We start from the raw sequence: 12025 nt of genomic DNA, 5'->3' as shown, positions 1-12025 counted from the left end.
TCTCGCTGGTGGAACTGCTGCCACCAGATCTAGCGAGTACCGGCGGCCGACGGGGAAGAACTTCACCCGCCGATCGGGTCACCGTCGCCGTGCTCACGGTAAGTGATCAAGGTGCGCCAGAAGAGCAACGGCCGGACGGTGCTCCCGGGCAGCAGCCGGGCCGACTCGCGGCGCAGCTCGGCCAGCGTCGGGTAGTCGTCGACGACCGGAGCCGTCGGGCCCTCTTCGGGGCCGCCGTTCAGCCGCTCGCCGGCGTAGACGACCAGCCGCGCGAGCGCGTTGACCGGGACTGCCGCGATCGCCTTCGCCCAGTCCGCGGGTGTGCTCGGTTTCGCCAGGCCGAGCACCACGAGCACGCCGCCCGGCACCAGCGCGCGGCGCAGCTTGGCGACCGTCTCGAACGGCATGTGGTGCAGCGACGCCAGGCACGAGATGTAGTCGTAGTGCCCCTCGGGCAGCGGGTCGGTGGTGACGTCGGCCTGCCGGTAGACGATCTCGCCGGGCCCCGGCGATCCCAGCCCGGCCGCCGCCTCGACCATCGCCGCCGAGACGTCGACGGCCTCCACCGCCATGCCGGTCGCGGCCAGCCGCCGGGCGAACCGGCCGGTGCCGCACCCGACGTCCAGCGCGATCCCCGGACCCGGCGGCAGCAGGTCCAGCAGCAGCGGGTGGTAGTGGTCGTTGTGGTTGAACGGCATGCGTCGAGAGTGCCATCCGGCACGCACGTAGACTCGCAAGGCAAGTGCGAAACCCCAGGCCGGAGGAGATTCAGTGCCGCAGGATGAGACAGGTCGCAAGCCGGACCTGTCGGATCTGGACAGCTTCGCGGGCGTCGACGAACTGGGGACGTCGGGGTACGAGGAGTCCGACGACCACGACCCGGAACTGGACGTCCGCGACACCGCCTTCGAAGCCGGCGGCGGCTCGCGCGGCGGGATCGGCGGGGTCGGCCAGCTGGGGGACAACCTCGCCACCGGCCCGGTGCCCGACCTGAGCGTGCCCGAGGACGCCGAGCTGCACGAGCTCGACGACCAGGGCGAGCAGGTCGATTACGGCGATCCGAACGGCCCCGAGGCGCGGCGTGAGCTGATGGCCGTCGAGGCCGAGCTGAACCAGCGCTGGCCGGAGACGAAGATCGAGCCGTCGCTGACCCGCATTTCGGCGCTGACGCAGCTGCTGGGCGAGCCGAACCGCGGCTACCCGGTCCTGCACGTGGCCGGCACGAACGGCAAGGGCTCCACGGCCCGGATGATCGACGCGCTGCTGACCCGGATGGGCCTGCGCGTCGGCCGCTACACGAGCCCGCACCTGCAGCTGGTCACCGAGCGGATCGCGCTCGACGGCCGGCCGATCTCCGCCGCGCGCTACGCCGAGCTGTGGAACGACATCGCGCCGTACGTGTCCATGGTGGACGGTGCCTCCGCGGACGGCGTCGAGATGAGCAAGTTCGAGATCCTCACCGGGATGGCGTTCGCCGCGTTCGCCGACGCGCCGGTGGAGGCCGCGGTCCTCGAAGCGGGCCTCGGCGGTGCCTGGGACGCCACCAACGTCGCGGACGCCGACGTCGCCGTGATCACCCCGATCGGCCTCGACCACGTCGAGTACCTGGGGCCCGACGCGGTGAGCGCGGCGCGCGAGAAGGCGGGCATCATCAAGCCCGGCTCGGTCGCGGTGATCGCCGAGCAGGACCCCGAGGTGCTGAAGGTGCTGCTGGAGCGCGCGGTCGAGGTCGACGCCGCGGTCGCGCGCGCGGGCAGCGAGTTCGGCGTGCTCGAAAAGGAGGTCGCCGTCGGCGGGCAGCTGCTGAAGCTGCAGGGTCTCGGCGGGGTGTACGACCAGATCTTCCTGCCGCTGCACGGCGCCCACCAGGCCGCGAACGCCGCGCTGGCACTGGCCGCGGTCGAGGCGTTCTTCGGTGCGGGCAAGGACAAGCAGCTGGTCGTCGAGGCGGTGCGCGAGGCGTTCGCGGAGGTCGAGACCCCGGGCCGGCTCGAGCGCGTCCGCTCGGCCCCGACGGTCCTGCTCGACGCGGCGCACAACCCGCACGGAGCCCGCGCCCTCGCCACGACGGTGTCCGAGGAGTTCGCGTTCCGCCGCCTGGTCGCGGTGGTCGGCGTGATGGCCGAGAAGGACGCCCACGGCATCCTCGACGCGCTGGAGCCGGTGGTGTCGGACATTGTGGTGACGCGCAATTCGTCGCCCCGCTCGATGCCGCTGGAGGAGCTGAACGACCTGGCGATCTCGGTGTTCGGCGAGGACCGCGTCGTCGCCGAAACCGACCTGGAGACGGCGATCGAGACCGCGATCGCGCTCGTGGAGACCAACGACGACCCGGAGGAACCCCTGGCGGGCGGCGGCGTGCTGGTGACGGGCTCGGTGGTCACCGCGGGCGAGGCGCGCACGCTGTTCGGGAAGGAGCCGGCGTGACCACGTCGTCGCAGCCGTCGTCGCAGGAGGCGCCGAAGCCGAAGGACCCGATGAAGGGCTTCCGCGGCGTGATGTCGGGAACGCTGATCATGGAGGCGATCACGGTCGCCCTCGCGCTGCCGGTGGTCAACAAGCTGGGCGGCGGGATCTCCACGGGCACGGGCTGGACGGTCATCGCGGTGGCGGTGCTGCTGATCGTGACGTGCGGCTTCGTGAAGCGCGCATGGGCGGTGCCGGTGATCCTGGTGTTGCAGGTGGTGCTGATCGCGCTGGTGTTCTGGCTGCCGGCGATCGCGGTGCTGGGCGTGATCTTCCTGGCGGTCTGGCTCTGGCTGCTGTGGCTGCGCCGCGACGTCGCCCGGCGGATGGCGGCCGGGACGCTGGCCAGCCAGCAGCCCCAGCCGTGACGCATCACGTGTGCGGTGCCTCTTGGCAGGCCCGGACCTCGGTGATCAGCGTGTCGAGCGCGTCCAACGCATCCGCCGGCACGTCGAGGCGGTAGATCCGGTGCGGACCGGACCGGCTCACCGCCAGCAGCCGGGCGTCGAGCAGGATGCGCAGGTGCCGGGACACCGTCGACTGCGGCAGCCCCAGCGCCTCCTGCACCTCCCCGACCGTCGCGGAGCCGCCGCGTTCGAGGAACACGCCGATGATCTGCACGCGGGTCGCTTCGCCGAGGGCCCGCAGCACCGGCAATGCCGTGGTGAGCGCGTCCTGGATCACGCCGGCACCCGCTCCAGCAGCGCTTCCAGCTCGCCGGTCGGCACGCCGTGCCGCCGGCCGAGTTCGACCCAGTCGTGCAGCATGCGGACGGTCTGCGCGCCGTGCCCGCCGAAGTGGTCGCGGAGGTACTGCGGCACGTCGAACGGGGCCAGCCGGGGGAGCACCGTCAGCGCCGCGAGCACGGCCTTCGCGCGGACCGGCCGCACGCCCGGGCCGCCGTAGCCGGCCGCGACCGCGGCACGTGCCTGCGTCGCCGCCGCCGCGAGGTGGCCGGCTGATCGGCGGGCGGCCGCGAGGTCGAAGCCCGCGGAGTGCAACCCGGCCACGACGGGCATCGTCGCCGCGGCGGACAGCAACGGTGCCGCGAGGGGTGCGGTCCGCGGCCGGGCGAACAACGACCCGAGCAACGCCGATGCCGGACCGGCGACCGTGAACCGCGCCCGCGGCCACAACCACGTCGGATCGGCGCCGCCGGCGAAGAACCCGGGCACCACCAGGCCCCACGGCCGGCCGGCCGCCAGTTCGCGGAGCAGCTCGACCTCCGACGGCACCTGCGTGACCGCTGAGACGACCGCCGCACCCGCGAGCAGTTCGGCGACGCCGGGTGACGCGGGTGAAGCCGTGCTGATCACCACGTCCCAGCCCGACGGCCGCTCGCCGGCCGACACGAGCTCAACGGTCCGGCGCGCGGTGCCCCGCCGGCGGGTCTCCACCAGCAGGGAATCCGCCGTCCGCTCGCGCACTGCCAACCCCACCGGATGGGTCAGCGACGTCGCCAGCACCCGGGCCACCGGGCCTTGCCCCACCACGAGAACACGCATGCCGAGCACTATATCCGCATATCCGGATATAGGTAATCCCCCTGCTCGATGTCGTCGAGCAGTCCGGGTTGCTCCGGTGGCCAGCCGAGGAGTTCGCTGGAGACCGGGCTGTCGAAGCTGTAGGCCACGGCCATGAACGGGCTCGCGTAGTGCCCGGCGGCCTCGTCCGGGGTGAGCGAGACGACGGGCAGGTCCAGGCCGCGCCCGATCGTCTCGGCGATGCTCCGGAGCGGGACGTTCTCCGCGGCCCCGTGCAGCACGCTGCCGGCCGGCGCTGCGCCGAGCGAGGTCAGCCGGGCGGCGGTCGCGTCCGAGCGCGCCAGGCCGGTGACGGTGTGGCCGGCGACAGTGACTGACGCTACGAGCGTCCCGCGGAGTGTCAGTCGCTGTCGCTACCGGTGAGCTGACGCAGTGCCCCGCAGCGGAGAAGAAGCGCGCCGCCGCCTCCAGCAGGCGGCCCTGGAGCTGTACGCGGAACGCGGCTTCGACCGGACCGCGACGGCCGAGATCGCGGCGAGGGCCGGGGCCACCGAGCGCACGTTCTTCCGGCATTTCCCGGACAAGCGCGAAGTGCTGTTCGACGGCGAAGAAGCCCTGCGCGCGCAGCTGATCCAGTCGGTGTCCGACGCGCCCGAAGGGCTGCCGCCGCTCGAAGTCCTCCGCCGCGCCTTCCGGAAGGCGGGCCGGATCCTGGAGGCGAACCGCCCCTTCGCCGAACCCCGGCTGGCGGTCATCGCCGCAATGCCGGCGCTGCGCGAGCGCGACCTGGCCAAGGCCGCGGCGATGGCCGACGCCCTCGCCGACGCGCTGCGCGATCGGGGTGTCGGCGACCGGCTGGCCGCGCTGGCCACCCAGGTCGGCTGGGGCGCGTTCCACCTCGCGGCGGGCGCCTGGATCCGGGAGTCCGCCCGCAGCCTGGACGAACACCTCGACGAGGCATACGCGGACTTGCGGACACTGGCGGCGGAGACGGACGGCTGAACGCCCGCCTCCGCCGCGGACTCAGCGCAGCACCACCACCCGCAGCGCCGGCGAGCGCAAGATGTCGGTCTCGCAGAATCGCTCCTTCACCCACTCGCCGCGGCTGTACAACTTCGTCTGGTCACTGAAGTAAGGCGACTTCGGGTTCGCCGACTGCGAGTACGTCAGCAGCGTCGAGGAGTCCGGGCACCCGCGTCCGCTGAACCCGACCACCTGGATGTAGCTGGACCCGTGTGCGACCTCGGTGTTGCCGCGGGCCGGGTCCCACACCGTCGTCATCACGTTCAGCACGCCCAGGAAGCCCTGCGCGCCGTGGATCGGGATGCGGTCGCCGTTTCGCGTGACGGCTTGGCCGTCGCGCAGGCGCGTGTCCGGGGCCAAGCCCGCCGTGCGCAGCTCCACGAGGGCGTCGCCGAATGCCTTCCGGACGTCCGCGTTGCCGACGTTGAGCGTGTGCGGCGTGGTCAGCGGGGCCTTCGGGTCGAACGGCACGGAGAACCGGTCGACGTTGGCGAGCCGGGTGGCGAACCGTTGGAACAGCAGGGAACCACGGCTGTCCGACGAGTACGTGTGGTCCCAGCTCGCCAGCGCCGTGCACGCCGGCCCGACCGGGACCGGGCCGGACGACGACGGCGCCAGTCCGCCCGGGAACGACGCGCACAGCTTCGCCAGGTCCGCCGCCGCCAGGTCGGCGAACAGGCTGTGGTCGGCGAAGAGCATCTTCTTCATCGAGTCCGTGGTGAACTTGCTCGCCTCGGCCGTCAGCAGCGCTTCCCGGGTGCGCGGCGAACGCTCGGTGTCCTGGTCGCTGACGATCCGCGGGAACCCGGTGAGCGGCGCCCGGGCGTTCGCGAGCCACGCGCTGTCGTTGGCGTTCAGCTCGTAGTCCCGCCGCTGCTGCTGCGGCAGCCGCGAGGGCGCGAAGATCCCCGGCTCCACCGCACCCGGGTCCGAACCCCACTGGCAAGCCGACCGCGAACCGTCCAAAATGGCCAGTCCGTCGCCGGCCAGCGTTTGCCGGCCGGTCGGGGTGCTGCACTTCGCGGCCAGCTCGTCGGTGACGTGCGGGACGACCTGGATGTCGGCGTAGAGCGCGGTGCCCGCCCGGTCGGTGGCGATCGTGTTCACCCACGGCACACCCTGCGTGCTGCTCAGCGCCCGGACGACGTCGGCCGTGCTGCGGGCCTGGTCGAGCTCGAACCACGTGTTCAGCCCGCGCAGGTTGGTCGCGTTGGCGTCCCGCAGCGCGAACGCCGACTTCGCCGTCCACGGCATCGGGATCCCGCCGACGTCGTCCAGCACCGGGCCGTACCGCGTCGACCAGAACGTCCGCCGGACCGGCTCCAGCGAGCCGTCGGCCTGGCGCACCTGGACCGTGACCTCGCGGGAGGTCATCTTCTCGGGCTTGCCGTCGACCACGTACGTCGTCGGATCACCGGCCGCCAGCGGGACTTCGAACAGGCCGAACGTGACCGGAGTGGACACCGTGTGCGTCCAGGCCGCGTCCGCGGTGTGCCCGATCATGACGAACGGCATGCCGAGCAGGCTCGCCCCGGCCACGTCGACCCGGCCGGGGATGGTCAGCTGGCTCTGCCAGAACCGCCGTCCGTCGTGCCACGGGTAATGCGGGTTGCCGAGCAGCACGCTGCCCTGGCCCGCCGCCGTCCCGTCGGCGCCGATGGCGATGCCGTTGCTGCCGAGACCGCCCTTGCCGAGCCCCTCCCGCAGGCTGGCCGACAGCTGCGCGGGCGTGCCCGCGGCCGGCGACGGCGCCCCGGACGGCGGCGTCGCGAACAGCCCTTCGGTGACGAAGCCCAGGCCGCCGGTGACGGCGATCGAGTAGAAGTGCCGGTAGAAGTCCTGCTCGGTGATCGGCCGCACCCAGTCCGCGCCGCGGCAGGCCGGATCGGTGATCCCGGACCGGCCGGTGCGCGCCAGGTAGGCGTTGTACCCCTTGACGTAGCCCGAAACGATCTGCCGGACCTCGGGCCGCGGCCCCTGCGGCGCGGGCCGGGCGACTAGCCTGTCGACCACGCCGGAGTCGTTGAGCTGCTGGAAGAACAGGTCGCTGTGCAGGTTGTTCTTCGCCTCGGACAGCGACGGGTAACCTTCGCCGTCCGGGCCGAAGTACCGCGATCGCTGCGCGCTCACCGTGACGTAGATCTTCGCGAGCTCGCAGACGTTGTCGGTCGCCGCCGCGAAGCCGTACCCGTAGCCGAGGCCCACGAAGTCCTTGGCGACGATGTGCGGGATGCCGTGTTCGGTGTAGCGCAGCACGGCTTTCGCGCTGTTCTCACCCGCGTTCGCGACCCCCGCGCCGAGTGTGGTGACCGAAAGCACCGCCGCGAAACCGGCGAGCGCCTTCCTGAAGAGTGCCATTCGTACCCCCTTGTCGTGATCACCAAGCTACCGACGGCGACGACGACCGGGTATGGGGGAAAACCCCCAGTGTTCGTTCATCCGCGCGCAAGCCGGCGTTGGCCGCGGCGGGATAGAAACCGCGCATGACCGAACACTCCCGCCGCACCCTCATCAAGGCCGGCCTGACCGGCGCTTCCGCGGTCGCCGCCGGCCTCGTCGTGCCGTCGGCGGCCTTCGCCGCGACCCCGCTCGTCCGCCGCGACCGGCCGGTGCTCACCCACGGCGTCCAGTCCGGCGACGTCACGCCGGGCTCGGCCATCGTCTGGTCCCGCGCGGACCGGCCGTCGCGCCTGGTCGTCGAGATCGCCCGGGACCCGTCGTTCCGGCACTCCCGCCGCGTGCCCGGCCCGCTGGTGGGCCCGGACAGCGGTGGCACCGGCCGCGTGCGCGTCCCGGCGCTGGCGCCCGGCACCGAGTACCACTACCGCGTCACCGCCGAAGCCCTCGACGGGCGCGCCACGAGCGAGCCGCTGACCGGCCGCTTCGCCACCGCGCCGGTGGGCCGCCGCGACGCGCGCATCCTGTGGTCGGGCGACGTCGTCGGCCAGAACTGGGGCATCAACCCGGCCCTGGGCGGGATGACGATCTTCTCCGCGATGGCCGCCCGCTGCCCGGACCTGTTCCTGCACAGCGGCGACACGGTGTACTCCGACGGCCCGCTGACCGAGACCGTCACCCTCCCCGGCGGCCGGACCTGGCGCAACGTCGTCACGCCCGAGAAGGCGAAGGTCGCCGAGACCCTGGCCGAGTTCCGCGGCCAGCACGCCTACAACCGCCTCGACGACAACTTCAAGCGCTTCGCCGCGCAGGTGCCCTCCTACGTCCAGTGGGACGACCACGAGGTCCTGAACAACTGGTACCCGGGCAAGATCATCGACAACCCGGCCTACACCGAGAAGCGGGTCGACGTGCTCGCGCCGCGGGCGTACCAGGCGTTCCATGAGTGGCACCCGATCGACTCGCGCCGGGCCGTCGACGGCCGGGTCTACCGCAGCTTCACCTACGGCTCGCGGGTCGAGATCTTCGTGCTGGACATGCGGACCTACCGCAACGCCAACATCGCGGACCAGACGAAGCCGGGCTACATCCTCGGTGACGCCCAGGCCCGCTGGCTCACCGACGCGCTCGGCCGCAGCACGGCGACCTGGAAGATCGTCCAGGCCGACATGCCGCTGGGCCTGGTCGTCCCGGACGGCGCCGACATCGAAGCCGTCGCGAACAACCTGCCGGGCGCGCCCGGCGGCCGCGAGACCGAGCTGGCCTGGGTGCTGCGGGAGATCCAGCGCCGCCGCGTCCGCAACGTCGTCTGGCTGACCGCCGACGTCCACTACACCGCGGCCCACCACTATTCACCCGACCGGGCGGCCTTCCAGGACTTCGACCCGTTCTGGGAGTTCGTGTCCGGCCCGCTGAACGCGGGGGCGTTCGGCCCGAACACCCTGGACCCGACGTTCGGCCCGCAGGCGGTCTTCGTGCACGCCCCGCCGGCGGCGAACACCGCCCCGATCGACGGCTTCCAGCACTTCGGCGAGCTGAACGTCGACGGCGCCAGCGGCGACCTCCGGGTGGACCTGCGGGACGCCACCGGGGCGTCGCTGTGGTCGAAGACACTGCACCCGCAAGGCCGCTGAGCAGGGTCGGCTAGGCTCGCCCGCACGGTTTCCGCGCGCACGCCGCTGTCGCAGCAGGTCGCCCGGGCGGGCGCGGTGGCCGGCGTCAACGGCGACTTCTTCGACATCAACGCCACCGGCGCGCCGATCGGCGTCGGCATCGACCGCGGGCAGCTGCAGACCGCACCCGCCGCCGGGCACAACCTCACCGCGTCGATCACCGACGCGGGCAAAGCCCAGCTCGCGTCGATCTTCCTCGAAGCCACCGTGACGCTGCCCGGCGGCGCGGTGAAGGCGACCAACTTCAACAGCCCGGTCCTCGGCACCGACGCGATCGGCGTCTACACGCCGTTGTGGGGTGCCGCCGGGCGCGCGACCTCGGTGGCGGGGGCGTCCCGGGTGCGGGAGGCCGAACTCCGCGACGGGGTGGTCACCGCCGTGCGCGAGCAGCCGGCGCCCGGCCCGATCGCGGCGGGGACGACGGTGCTGCTCGCCCGCGAAGCGGGGGCCGACGCGCTCGCCGCGCTGCAGCCGGGGGACGCGGTCGGCGTCACCTACGCACCGCGCTCGGACGCCGGGAAGATCGCGGTCGCCGTGGGCGGCAACGAAGTCCTCCTCCGCGACGGTGTCGTCCAGCCGGTCGACGACGTCGCCATGCACCCGCGGACCGCGGTCGGCTTCTCCGCCGACGGCCGGAAGCTGTGGCTGGCCACCGTGGACGGTCGGCAGGCCGACAGCCGCGGGATGACCGAGCTCGAACTCGCGCGGCACATGAAGAGCCTCGGTGCCGACGACGCCATCAACCTCGACGGCGGCGGGTCGTCGACGCTCCTCGCGCGCAACGAGGGCGAAGCGGCGCCGAGCGTCCGGAATTCGCCGTCCGACGGCGGGGAACGCCTGGTGCCCAACGGGATCGGCTTCGCGACCGTGCCGGGCAGCGGCCGGCTCACCGGCTTCGCCCCGGCGCCCGCCGTGGCGGCGGACGGCGCGAACCGCGTGCTGGCGGGCCTGAGCAGGCACCTGGTCGCCGACGGCCACGACGAAACGGGCGCCGCGGTGGCCGCCGAGCCGCGCTGGAGCACGTCGGATCCCCGGCGGGCGACCGTGACGCGCGGGGTCGTCACCGGGCACGACGCGGGGGCGGTCGACGTCGTCGCGCGGTCCGGGCGCGCGTCCGGGAAGACCGCGCTTGCGGTGCTGGGCCGGGCGGTCCGGCTCGGCACGAGCACCGAGCAGGTCGCGCTGTCGGGCGCGGGCGCGCGGAGCACGTTCAAGGTCTACGGCTACGACGCCGACGGCTACGGCACCTGGCTGGAGCCCGACGACGTCAAGCTCGGCTACGACCACTCGGTGGTGCGGATCGAGCCCTCCGGGGACGGCTACGCGGTGACCGCGCTGACGTCCTCGGGCGCTTCGGCGATCACGGCGTCCGCGGCCGGCCTGACCACGCACCTGGCCGCGTCGGTCGGCACCGTGGCCCAGGTGGCGTCGCCGCTGGACGGCCCGGCGGGCTGGGCGGCCACGGTGTTCCCGGCGGTCGTCGGCGCGGCGCTGTCCGCGGCACCCGGCCGCGCCGGCGGCGCCGGCCTCGCGCTGGACTACCGGCTGACCGGCACGACCGCGACGCGCGCGGCCTACGTGACACCGTCGTCGCCGCTTGCGGTGCCGCCGGGCACGCAGAAGGTCGGGCTGTGGGTCGACGGCGACGGCAAGGGTGCGTGGCTGCGGGCCGAACTGCGCGACGCCGCGAACGTGGCGTCCATTGTGGACCTTTCGCTGAGCGTCGACTGGACGGGCTGGAAGTACGTCACCGCCACCATCCCGGCCGGGCTCCCCGCCGGACAGCGCCTGGCGCGCTTCTACGCCGTCGAGAACGTGCCGGACCAGCAGTACGAGGGCCGGCTCGTGTTCGACGACCTGACCTTCGAGGTGGCGCCGACGACGGCCGTGCCCGCCGATCCCGCCCCGCACGACCCGGCGCTGGTCACCGACGGCGTCCTGGCCGGCGGCCTGCGGGTCGCGGTGGTCAGCGACGCCCAGTTCACCGCGGACGACCCGGCGGGGCCGCTGGTCGCCCAGGCCCGCCGGGCGCTGCGCGAAGCCGTCGCGGCGAAACCGGACCTGGTGCTGCTCAACGGCGACTTCGTCGACCGCGGCACCGCGCCCGACTTCGTACTGGCCCGGCAGGTGATCACCGAGGAGCTCGGCGAGCTGGTGCCCTGGTACTACGTGCCGGGCAACCACGAGGCCGAAGGCGGCAACGGCCTCGCGAACTTCCAGGCGGCCTTCGGCTTGACGCACCAGGTCGTCGACGTCCGCGGCATCCGGCTGGTGCTGCTCGATTCTTCGCGCGGCTCGCTGCGGGCCGGCGGGTTCGACCAGGTCCGGATGCTGCGGTCGGCGCTCGACTCCGCGGCGCGCGACCGGTCGGTCCGCGGGGTCGTCGTCGCCATGCACCACCCCGTGAAGGACCCGAGCCCGACCGGGAACTCGCAGCTCGGCGACCGGAAGGAGGCCACCCTGCTGACCCAGTGGCTGACCGGGTTCGAGCAGGCTTCCGGCAAGCCGGCCGCCGCGGTGGCCTCGCACGCCGGCGTGTTCTCGCTGTCGCGGGTCGACGGGGTGCCGTACCTGGTCAACGGCAACTCGGGCAAGGCGCCCGCGGCCGCTCCGGGCGACGGCGGGTTCGTCGGCTGGACGCTGCTGCGCGTGGACCCGGCCGACCGCGCCGAGCCGGTGCGGTTCGAGACGCGCCCGAACGTCGACGCCCTTTCGCTGACCGGGCCGTCGTCGATGGTCCGCGGCGAGCGCGCGGTCGTCCGGGCCTCGGTGCGGCAGGGGACCCGGGACGTGCCGGTGTCCTACCCGGTGAGCGCGGACTGGCAGGTCGGCCGGGGCGTCGTCGCGTTCGACCCGGCCTCGGGCGTCCTGACCGCGGTGCGGCCGGGTGTCGCGCGGCTGTCCGTGCAGGTCAACGGCGTCTCGCAGACGCTGGTGGTGACGGTCCGCGGCTAATCCGTTCGGTTTTTGTCGGTGGTCGGT

10 protein-coding genes are annotated in these 12025 nt (G+C 73.2%); 5 read left to right on the top strand and 5 right to left on the bottom strand.

The features are described 5' to 3' along the window. Positions 1–62: 62 nt before the first annotated feature. A complete protein-coding gene (locus ACWEF6_RS13815; protein WP_449683230.1) occupies positions 63–698 on the bottom strand; it encodes a class I SAM-dependent methyltransferase in 636 nt (211 codons plus the stop codon). 73 nt (positions 699–771) lie between these two features. Between ACWEF6_RS13815 and folC the strand changes: the two genes are divergently transcribed. Beyond that, positions 772–2427 (top strand): bifunctional tetrahydrofolate synthase/dihydrofolate synthase, encoded by a 1656-nt coding sequence (gene folC, locus ACWEF6_RS13810; RefSeq protein WP_449683229.1) that lies wholly within the window; start codon positions 772–774, stop codon positions 2425–2427. A gap of 50 nt (positions 2428–2477) precedes the next feature. Next, complete coding sequence (locus ACWEF6_RS13805; RefSeq protein WP_449683287.1) at positions 2478–2834, top strand: DUF4233 domain-containing protein; 357 nt, start codon at positions 2478–2480, stop codon at positions 2832–2834. A 4-nt stretch (positions 2835–2838) separates the two neighbouring features. Here ACWEF6_RS13805 and ACWEF6_RS13800 read toward each other — a convergent pair whose 3' ends face one another. The 3 genes from ACWEF6_RS13800 to ACWEF6_RS13790 are packed head-to-tail and all read right to left on the bottom strand — an operon-like array spanning position 2839 to position 4231. Next, complete coding sequence (locus ACWEF6_RS13800; protein ID WP_449683228.1) at positions 2839–3150, bottom strand: ArsR/SmtB family transcription factor; 312 nt, start codon at positions 3148–3150, stop codon at positions 2839–2841. After that, positions 3147–3971 carry a hypothetical protein gene (locus tag ACWEF6_RS13795; RefSeq protein ID WP_449683227.1) on the bottom strand — a complete coding sequence of 275 codons (825 nt, stop codon included), beginning with the start codon at positions 3969–3971 and terminating at the stop codon, positions 3147–3149. Before ACWEF6_RS13795 ends, ACWEF6_RS13800 begins: the two co-directional genes overlap by 4 nt. An 8-nt stretch (positions 3972–3979) precedes the next feature. Next, positions 3980–4231: a hypothetical protein gene (locus ACWEF6_RS13790; RefSeq protein WP_449683226.1), complete on the bottom strand. Its 252-nt coding sequence runs from the start codon at positions 4229–4231 to the stop codon at positions 3980–3982. Between the two features lie 151 nt (positions 4232–4382). On the opposite strand from ACWEF6_RS13790, the gene ACWEF6_RS13785 reads away from it, so the two are divergent. Beyond that, on the top strand, positions 4383–4952 hold the full coding sequence (locus ACWEF6_RS13785) for a TetR family transcriptional regulator (protein WP_449683225.1): 570 nt from the start codon (positions 4383–4385) through the stop codon (positions 4950–4952). 21 nt (positions 4953–4973) lie between these two features. On the opposite strand, the gene ACWEF6_RS13780 is transcribed toward ACWEF6_RS13785, so the two are convergent. Further along, a complete protein-coding gene (locus tag ACWEF6_RS13780; protein ID WP_449683224.1) occupies positions 4974–7331 on the bottom strand; it encodes a penicillin acylase family protein in 2358 nt (785 codons plus the stop codon). 125 nt (positions 7332–7456) lie between these two features. On the opposite strand from ACWEF6_RS13780, the gene ACWEF6_RS13775 reads away from it, so the two are divergent. Further along, positions 7457–9004 carry an alkaline phosphatase D family protein gene (locus ACWEF6_RS13775; protein ID WP_449683223.1) on the top strand — a complete coding sequence of 516 codons (1548 nt, stop codon included), beginning with the start codon at positions 7457–7459 and terminating at the stop codon, positions 9002–9004. 75 nt (positions 9005–9079) lie between these two features. Continuing rightward, a complete protein-coding gene (locus ACWEF6_RS13770) occupies positions 9080–11998 on the top strand; it encodes a phosphodiester glycosidase family protein (protein ID WP_449683222.1) in 2919 nt (972 codons plus the stop codon). Positions 11999–12025: the final 27 nt, after the last annotated feature.

It is taken from the genome of Amycolatopsis sp. NPDC004772 (genome assembly GCF_053601215.1).
This window is presented reverse-complemented; position numbering and strand designations above follow the sequence as displayed.